Origin of the sequence: Rosettibacter primus (assembly GCF_036860675.1) — a bacterium.
GTDB classification, from domain to species: domain Bacteria; phylum Bacteroidota; class Ignavibacteria; order Ignavibacteriales; family Melioribacteraceae; genus Rosettibacter; species Rosettibacter primus.
Genome location: NZ_JAYKGK010000004.1, coordinates 1 through 25758 on the forward strand (window position 1 = coordinate 1; position 25758 = coordinate 25758).

A 25758-nucleotide genomic window follows, 5' to 3' on the forward strand; every position below is an offset into this window, starting at 1 on the left:
GACGAAACGAGATCTCGTCACTTTTTCAAAGTGACGGAAATCTCGCCCTCTCCGCAAATATAAATAAACCTAAAATCGCAATCTTATGTAATTTCTACTTTCCATTAAATAAAGCTTTGCATTAAAAAAAGTCATCAATTTTGTCATCACTTTTTTGATGCTTTCTACGAACTCAAAGAACGTTTTATTAAATGAAAAGACCCCTCATGAAAAACTTAGGGCTTGGCGTCCCTAAAACTCTGAATGGCTTTCCATTAAAATAATTTCATACATTTGGCTTTGTATAAAAAGTTTATTATCAATTATTAATAAAAACTAAATTAACATAATTTAATTCTTGCTTAAATAGAGAATATTCAAAATACTTGCTATTGTTATTATCATTATTTAGATTTAGTCTTGATAATAATTAGGCAATTTCTTATGAAAAATATTATGATAGCAAGCTCTGTTTTCCTTTTTAGGGAAGGATTGAAATCCATCCTTAAAAAAAACAATAATTTTATTCTTCAAGATGAAATAACAAACAAAAAAGAGTTTTGGAATAAATTAAAAATATCACAACCTGATATTTTAGTAATTGATATTGATCAACGAAACTTCATACTTCATGATGATATAGATATGATTAATGAAGTCTCTCCATTAACTAAAATTTTGGTAATATCAGAGAATAATAAAAAGGATATTATTCTGAAAGCTATAAAAAACGGAGTCCTTGGTTACTTAACTAAAGAATGCGATGAAAATGAGATATTAATTGCTTTAAACTCTCTATCCAGAGGAGAGAAATTTTTCTGTAATAAAATTCTTAACATTATACTCGAAGAAAAAATAGAAGAACCTAAAAACGAGGCTGAATTAACAAAAAGAGAAATAGAAATAATTAGACTTATAGCGGAAAAGTATTCCAATCAAGAAATTGCTGATAAACTTTTTATAAGTATACATACTGTTTACACTCACCGCAAAAACATTATGAAAAAATTGAAACTGAAATCCCCTGTAGAATTAATTCTTTATGCAATTGACTCTGGGATTATTTAATATCATGCAATCCTAAAATTTTATACCTAAAATTGTTAAAAAAATTACCTAACCCAGTGAATTGTTATTATTATCAACAAAAAATAATTTTGTTGTTAAGATTTAGTCTTAATAAGAATTATGCACACAATAAAAATTAAAACTTTACATTTTATAATATTTCTCTTTTTGGGATTTTATTCACTCTTAAACGCACAACAAAAATTTACAATTTCAGGAATTGTTATTGATGAAGATCAAAATCCTATATCAAATGTAAATATAAAAATTGAGGGGACAAAGATTGGTGCCTCTACAGATATTAAAGGCAATTTTGAGATTAATAATGTTGATTCAGGAAAATATGTCATAGTTTTATCTGCTATTGGTTATGAAACAGAAAAAAGAATTGTCGATTTATCGGTAAATCATAAAATCTCACTAACATTTACCCTTAAAAAGAAAAGTATCTTATTAGATAATATTGTTGTAACTGGAACTCGTACAAACAAGAATATCCTTAATACCCCAATTAAAACAGAAATTGTAACTAAAAACGATATAAAAAATTTTGCATTTACAAAATTAGACCAAGTAATTATTGAACAACCAAATTTATTAGTTATTAATGAACCTTGGGGTAAGGGCGTTCAAATGCAAGGGTTAGACCCAGATTATACTCTCGTTTTAATTGATGGAGAACCATTAATTGGAAGAAATGCCGGCACCATTGATCTTTCTAGATTTTCTGTGTCAAACTTAAAACAAATCGAAATAGTGAAAGGACCCTCATCTTCACTTTATGGAAGTGAAGCACTTGCAGGTGTAATAAATTTAATTACAGATATACCCGACAATTCTTACAACCTGACTTTTCAATCACTCTACAAGACATACAATACATTAGATGTTATTAGTAATTTATCACTTACTAAAGAGGAAGTCTTTAAGCAAAATGATAAAATTTATATTTCTCTCCTTTTAGAAAGATTGAGTTCCGATGGGTACAAAATTAATTCATCATCTTTATCTTCAACCGTACCAGAATTTTATAATTACTCTATATCACCTATAATAAAATATAAAATTAACGATTCTTCTTTTTTTAAATTTAATAGCAGAATTTTCTTGCAGCAGCAAAATAATATAGAACAAGCATCAGTATTAAACGAAATAAAATTAGTTAATACTATCGATAAACTAACCGATTGGAACAATAGTTTATTATTCGAACATAGATTTACTTCATCAATTAAAACGGAAGCTAAATTATATTTTTCAAGATACTTTACAAATTCCAAATCAATTTTCCAAAATGATTACAGTATTTATGAAGAAAATATTTTTGACCAGTACTTTTATAAAGCTGAAATTAAAAATGACTTTTTGTTAGATACCAAAAATTATCTTATTGTTGGTGCAGGATATATTTGCGAAACTGTAAAGTCTGATAGAATTTATGATGGTAAAAAAAATACAAGCTCTTACTATTTTTTTGCACAGGAAGAATGGTTACCAAATGACAAATTCGATTTTGTAATTGGTGCTCGATTCGACCATCACAGCGATTTTACTGCAAGGTTAAGTCCTAAATTCTCGATGCTTTTCAAACCTTATAACTTTCTAAAAATTAGAGCATCTATTGGAAGTGGATTTAAAGCACCAACGCTCCAGCAGCTTTATCTTAATTTTACAAATGCTCAAGTTGGTTACAGTGTTTATGGTTCTTCAAACATTCAAGAGTCTATTAAACAACTATTAGAATCGCAGCAAATCCAAAGGATATTAATAGACCATAAAAGCATATCAAAAATTCGTGCTGAAAGTTCTGTTGGTTTTAATCTGGGAATAGAATACTCCCCCACTAATTCATTTTTCGCTTCAATAAATCTTTTTCGAAATAATGTTAAAGATTTGATTGAAGCAAGTCCAATTGCAATCAAAACAAATGGACAAAGTGTGTTTACTTATTTCAACATTAATAAAATATATACTGAAGGAATTGAAACTTCGTTAGCATATTCCCCATTTGATAATTTTTCCTTTTCTATCAGTTATCAATACTTACAAGCAATAGATGAAAAAATTCTTAACGAAATAAGGAATGGCAAAATTTCAAAAGTTGGATCTAATGGAAGAATAAGGTTAGTACGAGAATCAGAATATGGCGGACTCTTCAACCGTTCAAATCATTCAGGTACAATTAAACTTTCTTATCAAAATATTGAACTGGGTATTTTAGCAAACTTGAGAGGAATTATACGCAGCAAATATGGATTTGGTGATACTAATGGCAATGGAATTCTTGATGATAAAAGTGAATATGTTCCTGGCTATGCTGTTTGGAATTTTACTTTAAAAAAACAAATAAAGAATAATTTAAATATTGTTTTGGGAATAGAAAACATTCTCGATAAAACTAATCCACAATTTATTCCTTCGTTACCTGGCAGAATTATTTACGGTGGAATAAATATAGAATTTTCAAAAAACACAATTGATTAACTATTCTAAACATTAATAAATTAGGAGTATACATGGCTAAATTATCAAAACTAAATTACAAAGCAATAAAATATTTTTTGATTATCACGCTAATCGGATTAATTACTACAAGTTGTTCTAAAGACAATCTAACAGAACCTGAAGCACCACCACAATCGGCAAAAGTTCATACAATATACAATATACCTGCGGATACAGCTAATCAAAATAAAAGCACATATTTCAGATTTAAGGATAGTACAATTGTTACTGGTCCTGATACTGCCACTGCCAATTGGGATATAGCTTTCAATAAAACTATAATTTTTACAAACAGTGGCAGCAGCGGTCCTGGCAAAGGTGGCGCTATTGTTTTAAGAAATGTTAATTTTGAAGATGTAATCGAAGCCCCTGAGACAGGTTATGATATTGATTCTACATCAGCGCCGGCAATTCCATCCGGCTCCGATAAAGGCTGGTATCACTATTCAGGTCCACCAAATCATTTAATAACACCTATACCCGGGGTAGTTTTAATTATAAGATGTGGAAATGGTAAGTATGCCAAAGTCCAAATATTAAGTTATTATAAAAATGCACCACAAAATCCTACAGGGAAAGAACCTTCAAGATTTTATTCATTCAAATATTTTTATCAAGATGATGGTTCAAGAAATCTTAAATAAAACAAAAAAGGAGAATTAAAAATGAATAGAAAAATTTTAATACAATCACTTTTGTATTTATTAATTAATACAGTCGTAATATATGCATCTCATTATAATTTTACCCAGTATAATTCAGATAAACCCCTATCTAAAAAGAAAATTTCTGTTATAATTGTGGGACATGGAGCTCCTGCAAAAGATTTTCCTAAACTAAGCGAATATTTTAAGCTACATGATACTCATTCAATTGAAGCAGAGTTATTAGAAGAAGAGTTAAGAAACTGGCCTAGAAATGCCAATAATGACCCTTACTGGGCAGGTTTTATCGAAGTAATTAATGAATTCAAAAAACAAAATAAAGAATTTTATTCTGTGTATTATGCTTTTAATGAAATGTGCGGACCTACAGTTGAAGAAGCTCTTGAACATGCTGCTCACGATAACCCTGAGATAATAATTGTGACAAGTATAATGTTTACACCAGGAGGGAATCATTCTGAAATAGATATACCTGAAAAGATTGAATTATTTAAGGAAAATCACCCAAATATAAAAATTATTTACGCATGGCCTTATAAAACCACAGATATTGTTAATATGCTAAGTAAACAAATCTATAGTTTTATTGAAAAAAATTAATTATTGATGGTATTGTAAAAATGTATAAAGTATGTTATGGTATTATTGGTTATTATAAAATTTGAGTCAAAAATTTTCTTTAATATTTGTTTTCTCTCTAAATGTTAATTACAAAATAAATGTTTATCTTTATTTTTTATTAAAAAAATTATAATGAATTTCATCATGAATAATATAAATAAGCTTAGAAACATCGCTATAATCGCTCATGTTGACCACGGGAAAACTACATTAGTTGACCAGATTTTAAAACAATGTCAGATATTTCGTAAGAATCAAATTGTTCAAGAAAGATTTTTAGACTCCAATGATTTAGAACGAGAACGCGGTATTACAATACTTGCCAAGAACATTAGCATCCCTTTCAATGGTTATAAAATTAATGTAATAGATACACCTGGGCATGCTGATTTTGGCGGTGAAGTTGAACGTGTTCTAAAAATGGCAGATGGCGTTTTACTTCTTGTTGATTCATTTGAAGGACCGATGCCTCAAACAAGATTTGTGCTGGAAAAAGCTATGAGTTTACACTTAAAGCCAATCGTTGTAATTAATAAAATTGATAGACCTGATAATAGGCCTCAAGAAGTGTTAAATGAAATTTTTGATTTATTTATTGAACTTGATGCTGATGAAGAACAATTAGATTTTCCTGTTCTTTATGCAAGTGGCAGAGAAGGCTGGGCAGTTTTTAACCTCGATGACGAAAGAAACGATTTAACACCTTTACTTAATGCTGTAATAAATTATATCCCTCCACCACCAAATAATTCTGGTCCTACACAAATTCAAATTTCATCTCTTGATTACAATGATTATGTCGGAAGAATTGGCATAGGCAGAGTTTTCAGAGGAACTCTTCAAAAAAATGATAATTTATGCATTATTAAAAGAGATGGAACTATTCATATTGTTCAGCCAAAACAATTATTCGTGTTTGATGGATTAACGAGAACAGAAGTTGAAGAAGTTGTTTGTGGAGATATTTGTGCAATTGTTGGAGTAGAAGACATTGATATTGGCGATACTATTGCTGATGCAGAAAATCCAGAACCTCTGCCAATAATTTCTATTGATGAACCAACCATAAGCATGACATTTACAGTGAATAATTCTCCATTCTATGGCAAGGAAGGAAAGTATGTAACATCACGCCAATTAAGAGATAGACTTTATAAAGAAATGGAACATAATATTGCTCTAAAAGTTCAAGATACAAATTCACCTGACGCCTTCAAAGTTTCTGGAAGAGGAATTTTACATTTATCTATTCTAATTGAAAATATGAGACGTGAAGGATTCGAACTTCAAATCAGGGAACCGAAAGTAATTTACAAAGAAATTAATGGGAAAAAAGCTGAACCGATTGAAATTTTAGTTGTCGATGTTCCTGCCGAATATGCTGGCAAAGTAATAGAATTAGTAGGTCAACGTCGTGGTGAATTAATTAAAATGGAAAATAAAGGAAATTTACAAAAACTTGAATTCCATATACCATCAAGAGGATTAATGGGATTAAGAACCAAAATTCTTACAGCTACATCTGGCGAAGCTACTATGCATCATCGCTTTTTTCAATATGAATATTTTAAAGGAGCAATTAACAAATCTAAAAATGGTGTAATAATTTCGATGGATGAGGGACCAGCCACAGCCTATGCAATTGATTCTCTTCAGGATAGAGGTAAATTTTTTATTGAACCTGGTGAAGTTGTTTATAAAGGACAAATTATTGGGGAACATAATAAAGAAAATGATATTGAAGTTAATATCCAACGCGGTAAAAAATTAACTAATATGAGAGCTTCTGGTTCAGATAAAGCAATTAAAATTGTTCCTCCAATTAAATTTACACTCGAAGAAGCTCTTGAATATATTGAAGATGACGAAATGGTTGAAGTAACTCCGAAATCAATTCGATTGAGAAAAATTTATTTAGATCCGAATGAAAGAAAAAAATATAATTTAGGTAAAGCTGTATAATTATTTTATTAAAAGATTAACAAGATTAACAAATTGTCAAGATTACTTAATTAATAAGGTTATAAAGATTAAAAGATTTTAAAAGATTAAAAAATTCCAAGATTTAGAAAGATTATCTTGTTACTAAGATTATAAAATTATCAACACTCAGATTCATTGAATGATACATTCTTTGAGAACTTTGCTCTTACCTTTGTGAACTTTGCGTTTCTAAATTACAGAATTGCTATATCAGTTAAACCGTGCCTTCGACGGAATTAAAATGACAATTATACTTTTCCTGTCATTCTGAGGAATCCCACCGAAAGGTGGAGGACAAAGAATCTATTCACAGTTTTTGTTTTAAGAGATTCTTCATTCCGCTTCGCTTCATTCAGAATGACTGCGTTATTTTCCCTCCTGTCATTCTTAGGAATCCGCCATTATTTTCTCCCTGTCATTCTGAGGAGGCTGCCGTAAGGCATTCGACGAAGAATCTCAAAAACAATATTATATTTAGATTCTTCCTCGCCTTCGGCGACTCAGAATGACAATTACACTTTTTTCTGTTATTCTGAGGAGTCCGCCGTTATTCTTTTCCCTTGTCATTCTGAGGAGACCGCTGAAAGCGGGCGACGAAGAATCTAATCCCATTTTTCATTTTTAAGAGATTCTTCAATTTTAGACTTTATCACATAATTCAATCATTTTATATAACTCTCCCTAAATCCCTCTCTTAAAAAGAGAGGGACTTTAAGCTTCAGAATCTTCACATTTTGAATATTTTCTTTAATTTTTTTAATAACATAGAATAATTCATTAAAATGCTTTATACTTTTCCTGTCATTCTGAGGAATCCCACCGAAAGGTGGAGGACAAAGAATCTATTCACAGTTTTTGTTTTAAGAGATTCTTCATTCCGCTTCGCTTCATTCAGAATGACTGCGTTATTTTCCCTCCTGTCATTCTTAGGAATCCGCCATTATTTTCTCCCTGTCATTCTGAGGAGGCTGCCGTAAGGCATTCGACGAAGAATCTCAAAAACAATATTATATTTAGATTCTTCCTCGCCTTCGGCGACTCAGAATGACAATTACACTTTTTTCTGTTATTCTGAGGAGTCCGCCGTTATTCTTTTCCCTTGTCATTCTGAGGAGACCGCTGAAAGCGGGCGACGAAGAATCTAATCCCATTTTTCATTTTTAAGAGATTCTTCAATTTTAGACTTTATCACATAATTCAATCATTTTATATAACTCTCCCTAAATCCCTCTCTTAAAAAGAGAGGGACTTTTAAGTCTCAGAATCTTCAAGTTCTGAATATTTTCTTTAATTTTTTTAATAACATAGAATAATTCATTAAAATGCTTTATACTTTCTTGTCACTCTGAGGAGACCACCGAAAGGTGGAGGACAAAGAATCTATTCACAGTTTTTGTTTTAAGAGATTCTTCATTCCACTTCGCTTCATTCAGAATGACTGCGTTATTTTCCCTCCTGTCATTTAGATTCAGCGGGTTTTCGCTGATTTTTTCTGCGTTTATCTTGTATTTTATTTTTTTACACTCTCAAAATTTTTTTGATTTTTATCTTACTATCACAAAACTATCGCTTCGTGTAACAAAGACATAAAAATTACATTAAGAATCACTTTATTTTACGAAAGTCAATTATTTTATTTTTCTCGGCTGATTTAAATGCATTCAATAAGGTCTTAACATCATTATATCCTTCTTCAAATGTATTGATGAACTTTTTACCTTTTACAACTGCATTATAAAATTCATTAAACTCGTTTTCAAAACCGCCGTCAGTTTCTACAATGATTTTCTTTGCTTTCTTATTCTCTCCATAAATTTCAATTTCATTATTAGTCGTGATTATAGTTCCATTATCTCCAAAGATTAATAATTCGTTTTTGTAAATACCATTTACAGAAAAGTAAATATTTAATACTCCTATCACACCGCTTTCAAATTCATAATTAAATGAAAAAGTATCATCCGTGCCAATTTGTTTTCTTATTGATTTTTTAATAGCATACCCATATTTAACACTGCCGAAAAGTAGTCTTAATGCAGCGATATTATGTATTCCTCCGTCATAGACAAAACCACCAGGATATTTATTTTGTTGTCTCCATTTTGTTTGAGCATATTTATTCTTTAATGAAAGATTATTAAATACATTCCAGATTACTGAATAAACATTCCCAATGATTTTTCTTTCCAATAATTTTTTTATTTCTAAATAAAGTTTGTCGCATCGATAATTTTCTGCAAGAAAACATACAACGCTTTTCTTTTTTGAAACATCTACTAATCTTTTTGCTTCAATTAAATTTGCTGCAAGAGGTTTTTCAAGAAATACATGTTTATTTGCATTAATTGAATCCACAGCAGTTTTATAATTTAATTCTATTGGAAGAGTTATATCGACTGCTTCAACATTTTTATCTTTTAATAAATCTTTATAATCAAGATAATAAGGGACATTCCCTACGAGTTTAGAAAATTCTACTGCTTTTTTTTCAGTATGATTGCATACTGCAGTAATTTCGAATTTGTCGTATAATTTTTTAAGTGCTGGCAGATGAAGTTCTTTTGCAGCAATTCCACAGCCAATTATTCCCAATTTTATTTTTTTCATAAATTAACCTTAGATTTTTTTGAATATACTTTTACAAAAATAAAAAACTCCCTCTTTTGGAGGGAGTTTATTTTTGGGAGGGGTTCTTTAGTTTGTTAGTAGTTTTTCTTTATATGCAAGAGTTTTTGACTGTCCATTATTTCTATTATCAAACTTAAAACGACTTATTAATTCTTTAAGATTGGTTGTCATTCTATTGAGTTCATCTGCAGCAGAAGCAATTTGCTGTATTCCAGCAGCACTTTCATTAGTAACTTTGCTGATAGTTTCTACATTTCTATTAATTTGTTCACTTGTAACACTTTGTTCTTCACTTGCAGCTGCTACTTGATTTACAACATCAAGCACTGCATCTGAAGCAAGAATAATTTCTTTCAAAGAATCGCCAGCTTTTTGAGCAAGAGTTTTACCTGATTTTACTTCACTGCTTCCTTCACTCATTGATTCAACAACATTTTCTGTTACTTCCTGAATTCTCTTAATCATATCCGAAATTTCTTTTGTAGCTTTAGTTGTTCTTTCAGCTAACTTTCTAACTTCGTCTGCAACAACTGCGAAACCTCTTCCCTGTTCGCCAGCTCTTGCAGCTTCTATAGCAGCATTCAAAGCAAGTAAATTAGTTTGATTAGCAATATCATCAATTACCTGAACTATTTCTCCAATTTGTTCGCTGTTCTTGCCTAATACCTGAATCTTTTCAACTGCTTTTTCAACGAACTCTGCAATACGGTTCATTCCTTCAACTGTTTTTTCAACAACTTCTCCACCTTCACGAGCAACCTGTCCTGCTTTCTTTGATGCATCTGAAGCTAAAGTTGCATTTTTAGAAGTGCTTAAAATTGTTCTTGTCATTTCTTCTACTTGAGTAACAACCTCAAGAGCCTGTGAGCTTTGTTCCTGTGCACCAGCAGCCATCTGTTCGGTTGATGAAGATATTTGTTCGCTTATCGAAGCTGTCAAATTAATCATCTCAGCTATATTAGATAAAATATTTGTTAATGAATCGCCAAGTGTATTTATACTGTTAACTATTAACTTATGGTCTCCTTTAAATTCACCGGTTATTCTTGCATTAAAGTTACCTTTAGCCATTTCTTCAAGAACTTCAATACCGGCTTTAATTGGCATGAATAAAGCATCAAGAGTTGAATTTACACCAACAATAATTTCCTGATATGCACCATAGAATTTATTAGCATCACCTCGTTTTGTAACTTTACCTTCGATAATTTCATCTGTCAAGTTTTTCATTTCTAAAATTAAACTCTTAAGATTGCTGACCATCAACTCAAAACTTTGTGATAATTCATCATCTTCAGATAATACCTTAATATCAACATTAAGATTTCCTTTTGATATTTCAATTGCTGCTTTAATTTTATCATGCTGAGCGTGTCTTAATTGTTCAAGCATCTCAGAAAGTTCACCAAATTCATCTTTAGAGTCATATTGAACAACTTCTTTAAAATTACCAACAGAAAATTTTGCAATCACATTTTTTAAATATTCTACAGGTTTTGTAAGGGAAGATACAATTTTTGTAAAAGCATAAAGGAAAAACAACATGCCAGCAATCATACCTGCAAATATTACTATTCGAGATGATTTAATAGCATCTGATAAATTTGTATTAAGAGTTTCTCCTTTTGTACTCAAGCTTTCTTTTAAATTCTGGAAATTACTCAACATTTTCTCACCAATTTCTTCTCCCGAAGTTGTAGCAACCTCAGCAGCAAGTTCATAATCTTTAATTGCAGCAGCACTTAGAGTTCCATCAATTACTAGGCTTTTATAATCTGCCCACGCTTTATTAACCTCTTTTAAGTCTTTTTCAATTGAAGTCCCTTCATACTTTTTAATCAAATTAGTTAAAGATGAATCAATAGAATTCTTCATTTTAGCAAGGGACTTAAGATTTTTTTCCATTTGTGGTTCAAAACTCGGGATGGAAAATTTAAGCAATGTGTTTTTTATACCCTGAAACTCTCTATAGATTAAATCAATTTCATTAGAAGGAGCTATATAATCAGAATAAATCTGATTTTTATAATTGTTGATTTTAAACATCTGTACTAAATCGTTCAAAATAACTATGGTACAGAGAGCTCCAAGAATAAAGTATGAAACACGAAGCTTAGCTTTGAACTTAAGATTTTTTATCGATAACATGGCTATCATCTATTTTTGTTATTAATTTAACTTAAATACAAATGACATTGTTAATTTTACTTTTACAGGTTTACCTTCTTTTTCACCTGGTTTAAATTTACTTGCTCTTAATACTCTCTCTACTTCTTCGTTGCAGCCACCACCAAGACCCTTAATAATTTTAACATCATCGACACCCCCATTTTCATTTATATATGCCATTGCTATAACTCTTCCTTCAATTCCTGCAGATCGAGCAATACTTGGATAATTAATTTTTTTCATCAAATTTACTAAACCTTCTGCAGGTTCTGGCATTACATCTGCTATTGGCAAGTAATCTTCATCTCCAGGTAAAATTATATTTTTACCTGCAATAGTTTTAGATGAAAATATAATTACAAATATTAAACCAAATAATACATAATAAGAACGCATACTTTATACTCCTAAATATTTTTTTACAATTAATAAATTCCATTTTTATTTAAGAACCCGGAATAAGCTTTATCTGAAACTTGAATATGATTCGTAAGCCACTTTGTTAAGAAGTTCATCAATTCAAACGATATATTAGTTTTCCCTGATTTATATTCCGTCATAAAATCATCAACTTTCTTGACAAACATATCATGCTCTTTCTTATGTTTAATTTTATCTGGATAATTATATTTATCAAATAATTCTTCCTCCGATTTAAAATGTGTTTTAGTATATGCAGCCATTTCAAAAAGAATTTTTGTGAGGACTTTGCTAGATTCACCCTTTTTCATTGCATCATGCAGTTCATTAATAATGCTTACCAGTTTTTTATGTTGATTATCCAGTCCCTTTATATTAACACTTAGATTATCACTCCAGTTAATTAATGCCATAACATATCTCCAGAATTTTCATTTATATTATCGTTTAGTTAATAAATTTTTTAAGCAACATTTTGAAAAATTTTTAAATTATTCTTCATTATTTATTGCACTTAATTCTAACTTCTCGTTTGATGATAAAATTTTTTCTAAATCTATTAGAATTAATAATCTATCTTCGAGTTTACCAACAGCTTTGATAAATTCTGAATTGACATTTGTTATCAAATCCGGAGGTGGCTCTGTTATTGAAGCTGGAATACGTAATACTTCTGTTACAGCATCAACAATAAATCCTACAGTTTTACCTGAAACTTCTACAACAATAATTCTTTTATCTTTATCAACTTCTTTTCTCGAAAGACCCAATTTACTTCTAAGGTCAATTACAGGAATTATTCTCCCACGTAAATTCACAACTCCATCAACAAAATCTGGTGCATTAGGCACTTTAGTTACTTGCATCATTCTTATAATTTCCTGGACCATTAAAATATCAACAGCATATTCTTCTTCAGCAATTTTAAAGCCTACAAGCTGAAGTATTTCAGCTGCTTCATTTTTGATTTTTGATTTCTCAGACATCGTATACCTCAAAATAATTTTAATACATAGTATTATCGCAAAAAACTAATGTATGTTTAACTATAAAAAAAGGCAGACAAAAATTTTTCATCTCTGCCTGCCTTTTTAGGAGTATGTATGTTAAAGTAAAGGTGAATACAATCCAGTTGAATATTCCACAATTTACTTACCTTTCAGTTCTTTAATTATGGCTTCAGCTACTTTGTTAATTACTTCCTCTGAATCATAAAATTTGTTAGCAATTTTCTGCTTAATTTCTTCCAACTTTTTTGAAGCCATTTCACTCTTTGCTAAATCTCTGGCTGCAGAGGAGATTTCGATTTTATCCTTATCTTTTAATTCGCCCGAACTTTTAGAATCTTTGTTCTTTACCTGGTTCGGCGTTTGTGTAAAAGGATTATTATTTGATATACCTTTTATTTGCACAGTTTCACCTTAGATAATTTATAATTTTTCTCTGGCTATTTAAGCTGGATAACTCTTTTTCTAATTTTGAAGCTGCCAACTTAAATTGCTCTATTAGATTATCGTATTTTTTTTCAATTAGTTTAGCCCTATCACATACTTCTGGAACATTTTTTTTAAGATAATCAACTCCGTATCTTTTTATTAATTCATCTTTGATTTTTTGAATGACCATCATGGTTTCTAAAGCAAGCTGAAATTTATCTTCAAAATTATCCGGTGTAATTTCATCAAGTTGAATTGATAAATTATCCAGAAGATTAATCATTGCACTGATTGTGTTTTTTAAATCGTCCATCTCAAATTATCCTGTTAAACTTGTATATGATGAAGTACCAAACAATGAAAAATAATTTTGATACGATAATAACTGTGCCAATTGCATTTGCATCTTTTGATATTTTGACCTCATAATTTCAGCATTTTTGTCTATACTTTTTTGTGCAGCCGTAATGCTGTCGCTTAATGAGGATATAGTTGTATCAAAACTTGATTTTGATTTTGCAATGTAGCCGTCAGCACCAAGATACGGATTAATTCTATCATATAAATTTACTGCAATACCATTGGTATCCAAAGTAAATAAATTTATTAGTTCATTTAGATTATTATTAATAACATCTTCCAATCGGTCGGAATCACTAAGAATCAAACCACTATCAACATTAAATGTTATACCAATTTTAGATAAGGTATTTATTTCATTATCTGGAATTCCTGTAACAGAACTATAAGCAATATTACTTAGTGTACTAAGTAAAGATGAAGCTGTTATATCTCCAACAAATAAACCACGAGAGGAATCAACAGTCTTGGATTTATCTTTTATGTATTTATATACATCATTAAACTTTGTAATAAAATCATTAATCTTATCTTTGATTTTTGTTACATCATTATTAATAGATATTTCAACATCAGCATCAGAAGATTGCATTACTGATTTTAATGTAATCGTTGTGCCGTCAATTAAATCACTAATTGTATTTGAATTTCGTTCAACATCAACTCCGTTAAATGTAAGTTTAGCATTTAGTTGGTCAGTAGTATAAATAAATCCCGGAGTATCATTGCCTGAATTTTGCACAAATGCTTGTCTTGTTGTACCTAAATTTAATCCGATAGCTGAAAGAGCTGTATTACTGCCAGTTTCAGAAATTTCTGTAATTCTGTAATCATAACCTGAATTTTTAGACTTTATTGATAATTGTGAATATCCTGTTACAGGTGAAAAAATAGAAGCACTTACCAATCCTGAAGCACCTTTCTCTTTTGTTACATTAATTCCAAGTTCGCTCAGTAAAGTTCCGGTATCATTTTTAATCGTTATATATTTTGATGAATCATTGACAGTAATTTTCAATTGATAATTTGAACCATTAATAATTTTTTCTGCAGTAAGGCCATTGATGGAATTAACTTGAGAAACAATACTATCTATTACATCGCTGTAAGTACCTGCTGAGTAATTTATTACTGTTTCTGTTCCATTCAAGTCAATTACAAAAGAGCCTGATGATGTTGTGCTACCTGTAACTGATGAAGAAGTTATAATAGCTTGGTCGGTGTTAATTGCATTCTGAACTTTTTGCATCAATGTACTATTTGATATCTGCCCATTAGTAAAATCTGAACTTTCAAACGTAACTGAAACTTTGCTTATAAATTCACCGCCTGAACCATCGCCAGCTTTAATAATAAATTCATGAGTGCCTGGTTCTGTAATTATTGTTGATGCTGCACTTGAATTTAAATCTATTGATAAAACAGTGTCGTTCTTTGCAATCTGATTTATTCTAATTGAATGAGTTCCATCTATTGCACCTGAAGTAGCAATTACATTCAAGAAATTTGTATTAGATGATACTGCTGCTTTAGAATAGAAAATTGAAGTAGAAGATGCATTCTTTAATTCACTCAAAATTGATTTCAAGCTATCTAGTTTGCTGCTTAAAGTTGAATAAGCAGAGTTAAGATTTTCATAGTATGATTTACGTATTGTTAAAGGAGTAATTCTTTTACTCTGCTCGTTAGTCTTATAAGTATTAATTAAATTATTGATACCTGATGTTGTCAGCGCATCATATGCCATATTTTTATCTCATATTTTTTAAGGCATTAACCCATGTATCGCGAAGTTCTGTCAAGATTTTCAAAACAATTTGATTATTGTGTTTTCTCATCTGCTCCTGACAATACTGATAAAGTCTTAATAGCCCAATTGAAATTTCTTTTGCAGCAGGGTCGTCAAAATTGAGTGAATTAATCAATACCTGAATTGCATCATTTGTTTTTAGCATATCATTTTTCTGGCAATTCAGAATTGCAAAATCATAAACTTTTAAAATCAACTCTTGTGGAGTTGCATTATTAATTTGATTGAAGATATATGGATTACTCTTATTTCTTAAAGTTTGAGCAGTATACATTGTTCAATCCAGATAATTTTTATTTATAAAATTTCCCCCCGAATAATCTCGGGGGGATAGTTGTCAATTAATTCTCAATTAACGGAATAAGCTAAGAACTTGTTGTGGTGCTGTATTCATTTGAGCAACCATAGCTGTTGCAATTTGCGCACCAATTTGGCCCTTGGTTGCATTCAACTGCTCCATTGCTACATCCGCATCGAAGATGTTGCTAATTGTAGCTGTATTGTTTGCGATGGCGGCGGTTAAGTATTCTTCTCTTGAATCAAGTGTCTGTCTTAAGTTACCTATCCTCAAAAGTGCATTGCGAACATTTGTTGTAACATCAACCGAATTTACAATTAATGTTGTAGAATCGAGAACTGTATCATTATTTGTGCTTTGTAAACCTGAGGTACCAATTGCACTTGCAAGATCACTAACTTTCAAATAAGAAGTGCCTGCAAAATCAACACTAAATGAAGTTCCGCCTACATCAAAAGTAGAATTACCTAACGACGTAGAACCATCTGTACTTGCTAACAACTGAGTACCATTAATATTTGTACTCTTAAGAATTGAATCAATTTCTGATGCAAGTGTTCTGATGTCATTAGCAATTGCAGCTTTATCTTTCAATGGGTCTTTTGCATCGACTTGTTTTGCTTTGATTTGATTTAATTTGTCTGCAATCTGCTGCAATGCTGATTCTGCAGTTGACAAGAAGTTCTTTGCTGATGCGATGTTGTTTAATTGAGCTTTTTGAACAAGGGTCTGTGCTTCCAGCTGCTTCCCTACGTTGTAACCTGATGTGTCATCTGCTACACTGTTAATTTTTTTCAACGTAGAGAGTCGCAGTTGTGCTTTTTCTGTTTGTGCATTTACTTTTGCTAATGCATTATAAGCCTGTAAAGCACCAACATTTGTGTTAATTGAGAATGCCATAAATAACCTCCTTGTATTTTGTTTTGATATTACCTGAGCTTCCTTGCTCAAGTTTGTTAATTAATGAAATTTGTTTCTCACTTTAATTATCGTAAACCACTTAAAAATGTTTAGTGTATTTTTATGTTTATTTTATTTATTGTTGAAGTGAGATTAAGAATAAAACTACAGATATAATTTTGATGATATATAAATCATTGTTTCCCTAAATATTACAGAACAAAATTTTTTTTAAATATGTATCCGTAATCAAAAATGCATCTTACAATTAATTAGACTCACAGGAATTAAATACACAATTAGTCAACAACTTGAACAAATAAAAACCCCGTCAATAAGACGGGGCTAGTAAATTCTAAATAACCGGATAATTAACATTTTCTTCGTAATACAGCATCTCCGTTAAAAGAGCATTAAAATATTCCCAATTAACGAAACAGGCTAAGAACTTGTTGTGGTGCTGTATTCATTTGAGCAACCATAGCTGTTGCAATTTGCGCACCAATTTGGCCCTTGGTTGCATTCAACTGCTCCATTGCTACATCCGCATCGAAGATGTTGCTAATTGTAGCTGTGTTGTTTGCGATGGCGGCGGTTAAGTATTCTTCTCTTGAATCAAGTGTCTGTCTTAAGTTACCTATCCTCAATAATGCATTTCTTACATTAGTTGCAACAGTAGATGTATTGTAATCGAGGACAGTGCTATCAGTTGTGCTTTGCAAACCTGAGGTACCAATAGCAGTTGCAAGATTTCCAACTTTCAAATATGAATCACCTGCAAAATCAACCGAGAATGATGAACCACCAACATCGAAAGTAGATGCACTTAATGCAGTTGAGCCATCGGTGCTTGCTAATAATTGTGTACCATTAATATTTGTGCTCTTAAGTATTGAATCAATTTCGCTGGCAAGAGTTCTTATATCATTGGCAATTGCTGCAGAATCTTTTAATGGGTCATCTGCATCAACTTGCTTAGCTTTAATTTGATTCAATTTATCTGCTATTTGTTGTAATGCAGATTCTGCAGTAGACAAAAAGTTCTTAGCAGACGAAATATTATTTAATTGAGCTTTTTGTGTTAAGGTTTGAGCTTCCAACTGCTTACCAACGTTGTAGCCAGATGTATCATCTGCTACGCTGTTAATTTTCTTTAACGTTGAAAGACGAAGTTGGGCTTTTTCAGTTTGAGCATTAATTTTTGCCAACGCATTGTAAGCATTAAGAGCACCAATGTTTGTGTTAATTGAGAAAGCCATAAATACCTCCTTGTATTTTGTTTTTAATTTCCCCAATCATCCATGATTGGGTTTGTTAATTAATAAAATGAGATTTATTTCTCACTTATATTATCGCAACACTAATCAAAAAGTTTAATGATTTTTATAAGATATTTTTTAGTTAATACCAAGAATTGTTAGCAGTTGAGAGGAACAATTTTGAAGTAATAGCATCAGGATTTTAAAGCACTCTCTAAACGTAATTTTATTGCTTTTACTTTTGGTATCATATCCATTAGATTCGAGAAATTTTTCTCGATTTCTGTAAACAACTCATAAGATTTTTGAATATTATTCATCTTCAAATAAAATGATGCTAAGTAAAATAAAGCTGCGGGGTCATTCTTTACTATTTCCATATTGCTTTGTAATAATTCAATTGCATTTTGAGTATTATTAATTTCATCATAAACAGAAGCAAGATTTTTAATTATTTCAACATTATTTGGGAACAAATTTCTTAGCTTTAATAAAATACTCAATTTTATGAGATTATTTTTTTGACGATTGATACCCATTAAAAATAATTCCAGATTATTTTTATTAACACATTTTAATAAAACCTGAGAAATTTCCTCTGTTATCTCTCTGCCTTGAAATATACTTTCCATAAGCTTAATCATCTGAATTTTTTCTGTTACCTGTTCCTCTTTAAATAATCTATATAATTCTTTTGTAAAATATTCAATCATATCATTATCATTTGATTGATAAGCCAAATATAAACCAAAATAAATTATTTCACGGGAATCAACATAAATTGTTAGCTTATTTATTTTCTCATTCCTTTGAATATTTTTATTTACTTCTAATGCTTTTTGAACATATAACTTGGCTTTGTAAATATTATGTTGTTTATAATGTAATTTTGATGTAAAAAAGAAATATATTGGCTGCCGAGGATTTAATTCTATAGCTTTATCAATATATTCTTGTGCTTTAATAAAGTTAAAACTCATCAAATATTTTTGAGCTAAATATAAATAACAATCTGCTTTTAAATCCTGCGATAAATCTTTTTCTTCTAATGCAATATTGAAGTATGATTCTGCTTCATTATAATTCCCAAGTAAGAAATAAGTTTGAGCAATTTTATATGCAACATATACAGACTTACTTTCATCATAATCATTAAGAAGTAATTCTAAATTTCTTTTAGCTTTAGCTTCTTTTTCGCTGCGTGATACATCATATCCTATGTGATTAATTAAAACTGATGAGTGATATATTTCATATTTATTTTCAATAAGTGAGGGCATAATCTGTTCATGAACTTTGCCTGTAAATTTAATTTCTTTACTATTCTTGAATAATCTCACATAACGAATTGCATGTTCTCTTTCGTTTTCGCTATCGATGCTTTTTACAGTGCAGTAATAACCAATTTTTGCTACGCCTGATATTAATCTTTTTATTTCTCTAATTGAATTTGGGTCTAATCTTTCATCAGCATCTAAATAAAGAATCCATTCACCTGAAGAATACTGGAGGGCATAATTTCTTGCAGCGGAAAAATCATTAATCCAATCAAAGTGATAGATTTTTGCTTTATACTCTTTCGCAATTTCTATTGTTTTATCTGTTGAACCTGTATCAACTATTACAATTTCGTCCGCTACACCTTTAACGGACTCAAGACAATCTTTAAGATATTTTTCTTCATTCTTAACAATCATTGATAAAGTCAATGTACCCATAACTATCCTCCATCGAGCGATGAATGAGATAATTCATAACCGAGCAGTTCATTAACTTTTTCAAGAGCAGATTTAGCAGAACTATTTGACGGGTCATTTTTTACAGCCCATTCGAACATAATTTTTGCTGCATCATAATTTTCCTGTGCAAAAAATACCTGTCCTAAACCGTAGCAAGCAGAAGATGATTGAGGATTAAGATTTAGTTCTTTTTCGAAATATTCCTGAGCTTTAGTAATATCATTACTTGCTAAATATATATTACCTGCTAAATCAAGTAATTCATCATAGCTAATAATTATGCCATTCCCTTCTTTATAATTTTCAATTGCCTTAGCAATAGAATCTTTTGCAAGATTCAGTTCGTTATCTGCTATATGTATCTTAGTTCTTTCAAAATATTGTTTGAACAAATCGTTATCTATGGGATAATATATTTGGCGCTGCTTAATAGTTTTATTTTGGAGCCAGATTTCATCTGGTGTAGCACCCCATTTATCAATGAAAATTTGTTTATTAGTTTCAAGTCGTTTTCTATAAGCTTCTGTTCCATTAGCTTTAAAACTCTTTGAACCAAAGTGATGAATAAAAACATCTTTTGCAATTACAGTTTTAAATCCAGCAAGTTGAGCACGCAGACAAAAATCATCATCTTCATAATTACCAGGGGAAAATCTTTCATCAAGTCCGCCGATTTTTTCAATTAATTCCTTTTTAATTAAGGTACAAAGGAATGCGACACGTGGGAAAAATAATAGTTGACCTTTATTATTTTCTCTAATAAAATTCGAATATTTATGCATTTCTTCGATCGAAGTATATTTAGCATCCAAATCCCTTTGTAAACCGCTAACTTCATTGCTTATAGGTGCTACGATACCAATATTGGGATCTGTTTTAGCAAAATCAATTAATCTATCAATTGACTTCTCAGTAAAGATAATATCATTATTTACTATTAATAGGTAATTTGAATTTGCCAATAAAATAGCTTGATTAATAGCTTTGGGAAATCCATAATTTTCTTTATTATAAATTATCTTGATGTTATTAATTTTATTTTCCAATCTTTTAAGATATCTTAAAAGTTCAGTGTGACTGTTATTATCTACAATAATTAATTCATAATTTATATCAGTAGAAGAAATTAAAGATTCAATAAATTTTTGTGTATACTCCAATCCATTAAATGTTGCCACTAAAATAGATACTTCATAGTTCATCTTTTTTTGATTAATACTTGTCTTCGTAAATTCTTCATTAAATACATTAACACTTTTTTGAATATTCTTATTACTTTCTAAACTATTAAAATCTTCAAATAACTCTTTTGAGTATTCCTTTATAATACTGTTTTGTAAAAAAGGAGGGATTTTTTTTGATTTCATATAAAACTTATTCAAATACAATTTGCTCAAATTGAGTTGAGCTATAGTATAATTATCATCTTTAATTTTTTGTAATATTTTAATTGCTTTGTCAATATCTCCGATTGAGAATGAAAGTCGTGCTAATTCATTATTTGCTTTAGGTTCTCTATTATACAAATTTAAGATCTTTTTCAAATAACCAATTGCTTCTTTCATTGAAATATGTTGAGTAATTTTGTATAGTAAGTATAAAGTAGATATTCTATTAGGGTCTATAGAAAGAGCCTCTAATGCATATTTGAGTGACTCTTTATATTCACCATTCATATAAAATACTAAGGCTTTATCACATAAATTTTTTAGATTATTTCTCTCATCTATTGTTAATCTATATATTATTGGTTGCTCTAAATTAAAGAAGTTATATCTCATATTGCATAATCTAAGAAACCCTTGAGGCCAAGTAGTACGATGAAGGTTTTCTTCAAAAGATGAAAAATTACCTCTTAAGTATTCTTCTTTAATAAAATTCATTTCTTGTAAAAATTTACTTTTATTTTCATACTTACCTAAACCAAAACTTTCATTATGATTTAGACTATAGTATGCCTCAGATATAATTTGGGGTGGATTATTTATTAGATTTTTCAAAATGTCTATAGATTTTCTTTTAAGTTCAACACTTGTTAAAGAATATCTTCTAACATAATTACTAAGATATGGTATAGCTGATAAAACGCCATTCTGGAAGTATTTTGTATATTTAATAAAAACTTCTTCTTCACTTGGTTCTATTTCTCTTTTAGCGCATATCTCTGATTCATTCTTATAATATTTTTTTACACTGCCTCCATCCGAATTAAATAACATTTCAATTGGAGAGACAAAATTCAATAAAATATCATTTTTGCTGTTCTCAATGTTTTGATTTGCAATAAATGCTTTTTTCAATGAATTAACTGGTTGAGTGTTTAGATATTTAAATAATCCAAAATAATACCCATAGAAAATATTCTTATCAAAAATGTAAGCTAAATTATCCTGTATAGTTCCACGCCATCCGATATCTACAATTGCAATTTTACTCCCATTGTTTTCTATACCTTTTGCTTTGAAATATTCAATAAAAAGTTCTTTTTGCTTAGAAATCTCATTAAGTAATTTTTGTTTAAAGTCGATATCAGAAAATAAATTTTTTATTCTTTCGTCTGTCCAAGGGTATATTATTTCTGTTTCTGGTTTTAAATTATATTTTGACAAAATCGGGAGGAAATTATCAGTAACTACATTTAATGATTTAAATAATGCACTTACGGTTTGTTTTGAGTATAAATTCCAAATGCGCATGAATTCCTGAGTTGTAATTTCTCTAATCGAAGGAGCAAAAGTAGATAAACGACTAACCTCCAGTATATAGGCTTCTGGTAATTCAAAATCAAATAAGTTTGATTTTTTTATTTCATTATAAATTTTTATGAAAAATTCACCTTCTCTGGTGAAAAAATATAATTTATTAAAACCTTCAGATACTACTTCCTCTATGATAAAAAGAATAAAATTAAACAATAATAATGATGTGTCTAAACCAATATTAAATAATTCGTCAGATTTAGATGAATTATTTCTTATTAATTCTCTGTAACTCTGTTGTAATTCAACAAAGTATGATGTTCTATCAGACCTTCGCAATTTGAAACGATTATGTTTATTACGCTTATTTTCCTCATGTTGATTAAAATACAAAATTGACGAAATACCAAGATGCATAGGAATAAAATAATCAGAAAAAACATTGTCCCCTAAATGGATATGTTTAGGTTTTGTGATATTGAATAATTCTTCAATTCTATTAAAAATATTGCCACTTCTTTTATTGTATCCAAGGTCTGCCGAAGTAAAACCCTGCAATAAATGTTTTGGAAAACCTTTTTTTTCAAGTAAATATTTCACCTGTTCGTTACTCATATAAAAGTCTGAAAGAAATACTTTATTTTTTGCACGAATAGAATCAATTCTCATCAATATTTCATTATCTAAGTAACAGTTTTCTTCTTCAAACGATAATTCCAATTTGACTAATTCGTTAACACAATTAGAATAAAATTCCTCTGAGTATGTATCAACAAAAATTTCTTTTAACCACATTTTGAAAACATCTTCAATTTTATATTCATCATCATAACCATTCTTTTTATTAATCACTCCAATTGTTCTTTCACAATTAATTCTTTTTAATAGCAATTGATTCTGATTAATGATGTTTGGCCTTAAATATTTTCTATACTTTAACCATACATAATGTGCTGTATGAAGTTTTATCTCGTCCGGATGACATGTTCTTCTTAATACTGTGTCCCAAATATCATATGTTAATAGTTCATATTCCTTTGTGTTGTTGATAACCCCAAGGTCATTTTTTGTAAAACATTTTGACCTATAAATTTTAGCTGGAGGTAAATATTTTTTTTGTTTTTTGTTTTCACTCAAAAATGATTCTATTGCTTCTAAAAACTGTTTTTTCTCTAATGCTGATGTTTGTTGAGAGATAAACTCATAAGCAGACCTAGAAAGTTTTTCTCTATATGATGAATCTGCTAGTATTTTTAGTATTGCACTTGATATTGATTCTGGATTCTGTTCAGCTAATAATATGCATCCTTCAGGCATATCAAATAAATTATTTTCTCTAAAAATATCTACAACCGCCAATCCAGATGCCATCATTTCGAAAGGAATTCTTGATGGATTGGTAGAACTAATGCATAAACCGGCAATACATTTATTATATAATTCGTTAATTTGAGATGGTGATAAAATTCCAAGATGGATAAAATCTTTAGGTAATGCATTATCATTATCAGTTCCGAAAGAATAAATTTTTAAACTTGGAAAAATATTTTTGAGTAATTTCATAGATTCAATTGCTAACAGAGGACCTCGATGAGATTTTTCAGGTTGATATATAAAACAAACAGCGAATTCCTTTTTTACTTCCTTTAATGGTTTATAAATATCTGTATTAACACAAAAATCTATATACTTTGACTCAATTTTAAATTCATTATATAATTTGTAGCTTAACCATTTCCCAACAGTAATTTGATGATAATCTTTGAATCTATAAGTATTTTCTGCTAATATATACTGTCCCCCCATTGGATAAAAGTAAGGTTCGTAGTCTTGAATAAAATAAGCCTTTTTGTCAATAAACTTTAAGTTTTCTATATAATATAAGGTATGCCACATTGTCCCAAATACTAAGTCATACTTTTCATTAATATTCCACCCTGAATGAATGATTAAATTTTTTACATTATAGCTACTTTCAACTATCTTACGAAGATGCTTTTCATCAGTATTACCTTCTACGAAGGCATGGCATTCATATCCACTTTCAACCAAATAATTAATATTATTGAAAATAGTTCTTAAACCACCCGAAGCTTCAATAATATGTGGTAAAACCCATGCAATTTTTTTCCTCATAATAAACCCATTAAATTATTGGATTCTTCTTATACAGTATTGGCATTTTACCAACTGTATGATTATTAAAGTCATTATTAAAAATGGAATCCACAGCTTCTGCAAATTTCTCAAATTCGCTTTTCATATCCCTATATAACATAAAGTTTATGCCACCATTGGACATATCTCTTCTTAAATTGTTATCCAACAAAATCATCTTTAATGCTTTAGCAATAGAATTTGGAAATGGCTGAGCTAATAAAACACCTTGTTCAGGGAAATCATATAGATTATTATTCATATAAACATCTACAACTGGTAATCCACAAGCCATCATTTCAAAAGGAACACGCGATGGATTTGAAGAACTTATACACAATCCTACACTACATTGATTATATAATTTCCTTATTTCATGTAACTTCAAAATACCTAAGTTAATATGTTCAAACGGAATATCAACTTTTTCATTCGAACCATAAAGATAAATCTTAATATCTGGCAATTCACTTTTCAAAATTTTTAATGCTGATAAACCAATTTGATAACACCTTCTTGGCTTTTCAGGTTGAAAAATAAATGCAATAGATAATTCTTCTTTTTTCACTGAATCATCTTTATAGTAAATATTTTTATCAGCACCAAAGTCAAAATATCTTGAATATACACTAAATTTTTCATTTAATATTGTCGGCAACCACCTCCCTAATGTTAAATGATATAATCCATATTGGTAGGAATTTTCTGCTAATAGAAACGCATCTCCCATTGGATTAAATAGAGCTTCAAAATCTTGAATTAGATATGCTTTATGACAATTAAATGGTAAATCTGCTACTATTTTTGCTGAATACCATATTGTAGCTACAACAAGGTCAAAGGGTTCGTCAACTTTCCAACCTGAATGGAAAATTATTTCATTTACTCCAAAGTAATTTTCAGCTTCTTCTATTAAATGAAATATGTTACTTTTCCCTTCAACATAAGCATGACATTCATAATCCTTTTCAATTAAATAATTCATGTAGTTTATTATGGTTCTTATCCCACCCGAACCTTCAATTAAATTTGGTACTATAAATGCCACTTTCTTATTCATAT

At 29.8% G+C, this 25758-nt stretch carries 19 protein-coding genes; 5 read left to right on the plus strand and 14 right to left on the minus strand.

Features of this window, described 5'->3' with window-relative positions:
- The first annotated feature begins 423 nt into the window (after positions 1 to 423).
- The 5 genes from VJY32_RS06355 (at position 424) to typA (ending at position 6800) form a co-directional block, all read left to right on the plus strand.
- Positions 424 to 1047 (plus strand): LuxR C-terminal-related transcriptional regulator, encoded by a 624-nt coding sequence (locus VJY32_RS06355; protein ID WP_353677067.1) that lies wholly within the window; start codon positions 424 to 426, stop codon positions 1045 to 1047.
- 120 nt (positions 1048 to 1167) lie between these two features.
- Complete coding sequence (locus VJY32_RS06360; RefSeq protein WP_353677068.1) at positions 1168 to 3531, plus strand: TonB-dependent receptor; 2364 nt, start codon at positions 1168 to 1170, stop codon at positions 3529 to 3531.
- Between the two features lie 32 nt (positions 3532 to 3563).
- Positions 3564 to 4196, plus strand: coding sequence for an HmuY family protein (locus tag VJY32_RS06365; RefSeq protein ID WP_353677069.1), 633 nt, complete (start codon positions 3564 to 3566; stop codon positions 4194 to 4196).
- 21 nt (positions 4197 to 4217) lie between these two features.
- Positions 4218 to 4817: a sirohydrochlorin chelatase gene (locus tag VJY32_RS06370; RefSeq protein ID WP_353677070.1), complete on the plus strand. Its 600-nt coding sequence runs from the start codon at positions 4218 to 4220 to the stop codon at positions 4815 to 4817.
- 174 nt (positions 4818 to 4991) lie between these two features.
- Positions 4992 to 6800 carry a translational GTPase TypA gene (gene typA, locus VJY32_RS06375; RefSeq protein ID WP_353677328.1) on the plus strand — a complete coding sequence of 603 codons (1809 nt, stop codon included), beginning with the start codon at positions 4992 to 4994 and terminating at the stop codon, positions 6798 to 6800.
- Between the two features lie 1626 nt (positions 6801 to 8426).
- Here typA and VJY32_RS06380 read toward each other — a convergent pair.
- From VJY32_RS06380 to VJY32_RS06445, 14 genes are all read right to left on the minus strand, one after another.
- A complete protein-coding gene (locus VJY32_RS06380) occupies positions 8427 to 9428 on the minus strand; it encodes a Gfo/Idh/MocA family protein (protein ID WP_353677071.1) in 1002 nt (333 codons plus the stop codon).
- A gap of 87 nt (positions 9429 to 9515) precedes the next feature.
- Positions 9516 to 11597 carry a HAMP domain-containing methyl-accepting chemotaxis protein gene (locus tag VJY32_RS06385; RefSeq protein ID WP_353677072.1) on the minus strand — a complete coding sequence of 694 codons (2082 nt, stop codon included), beginning with the start codon at positions 11595 to 11597 and terminating at the stop codon, positions 9516 to 9518.
- A gap of 21 nt (positions 11598 to 11618) precedes the next feature.
- Complete coding sequence (locus tag VJY32_RS06390; protein WP_353677073.1) at positions 11619 to 12014, minus strand: energy transducer TonB; 396 nt, start codon at positions 12012 to 12014, stop codon at positions 11619 to 11621.
- Positions 12015 to 12043: 29 nt separating this feature from the next.
- Positions 12044 to 12451, minus strand: a complete 408-nt coding sequence (locus VJY32_RS06395) for a bacteriohemerythrin (protein ID WP_353677074.1) — start codon at positions 12449 to 12451, stop codon at positions 12044 to 12046.
- A gap of 78 nt (positions 12452 to 12529) precedes the next feature.
- Positions 12530 to 13024 (minus strand): chemotaxis protein CheW, encoded by a 495-nt coding sequence (locus VJY32_RS06400; protein ID WP_353677075.1) that lies wholly within the window; start codon positions 13022 to 13024, stop codon positions 12530 to 12532.
- A gap of 162 nt (positions 13025 to 13186) precedes the next feature.
- Positions 13187 to 13450 (minus strand): hypothetical protein, encoded by a 264-nt coding sequence (locus VJY32_RS06405; RefSeq protein ID WP_353677076.1) that lies wholly within the window; start codon positions 13448 to 13450, stop codon positions 13187 to 13189.
- 4 nt (positions 13451 to 13454) lie between these two features.
- Positions 13455 to 13787: a hypothetical protein gene (locus VJY32_RS06410; protein WP_353677077.1), complete on the minus strand. Its 333-nt coding sequence runs from the start codon at positions 13785 to 13787 to the stop codon at positions 13455 to 13457.
- Positions 13788 to 13793: 6 nt separating this feature from the next.
- Positions 13794 to 15581 (minus strand): flagellar filament capping protein FliD, encoded by a 1788-nt coding sequence (gene fliD, locus VJY32_RS06415; RefSeq protein ID WP_353677078.1) that lies wholly within the window; start codon positions 15579 to 15581, stop codon positions 13794 to 13796.
- Between the two features lie 4 nt (positions 15582 to 15585).
- Positions 15586 to 15918 carry a flagellar export chaperone FliS gene (locus VJY32_RS06420; protein ID WP_353677079.1) on the minus strand — a complete coding sequence of 111 codons (333 nt, stop codon included), beginning with the start codon at positions 15916 to 15918 and terminating at the stop codon, positions 15586 to 15588.
- Positions 15919 to 15996: 78 nt separating this feature from the next.
- Positions 15997 to 16842, minus strand: coding sequence for a flagellin (locus tag VJY32_RS06425; protein WP_353677080.1), 846 nt, complete (start codon positions 16840 to 16842; stop codon positions 15997 to 15999).
- 428 nt (positions 16843 to 17270) lie between these two features.
- Positions 17271 to 18101 carry a flagellin gene (locus VJY32_RS06430; protein ID WP_353677081.1) on the minus strand — a complete coding sequence of 277 codons (831 nt, stop codon included), beginning with the start codon at positions 18099 to 18101 and terminating at the stop codon, positions 17271 to 17273.
- A 194-nt stretch (positions 18102 to 18295) separates the two neighbouring features.
- On the minus strand, positions 18296 to 19819 hold the full coding sequence (locus VJY32_RS06435) for a glycosyltransferase (protein ID WP_353677082.1): 1524 nt from the start codon (positions 19817 to 19819) through the stop codon (positions 18296 to 18298).
- Positions 19820 to 19821: 2 nt separating this feature from the next.
- Entirely contained in the window at positions 19822 to 24675 is a 4854-nt protein-coding gene (locus VJY32_RS06440) for a rhamnosyltransferase WsaF family glycosyltransferase (RefSeq protein WP_353677083.1), read from the minus strand.
- Positions 24676 to 24685: 10 nt separating this feature from the next.
- The gene (locus VJY32_RS06445; protein WP_353677084.1) at positions 24686 to 25756 is read right to left on the minus strand and encodes a rhamnosyltransferase WsaF family glycosyltransferase; all 1071 of its coding nucleotides are present in this window, start codon (positions 25754 to 25756) and stop codon (positions 24686 to 24688) included.
- Between the last annotated feature and the right edge of the window lie 2 nt (positions 25757 to 25758).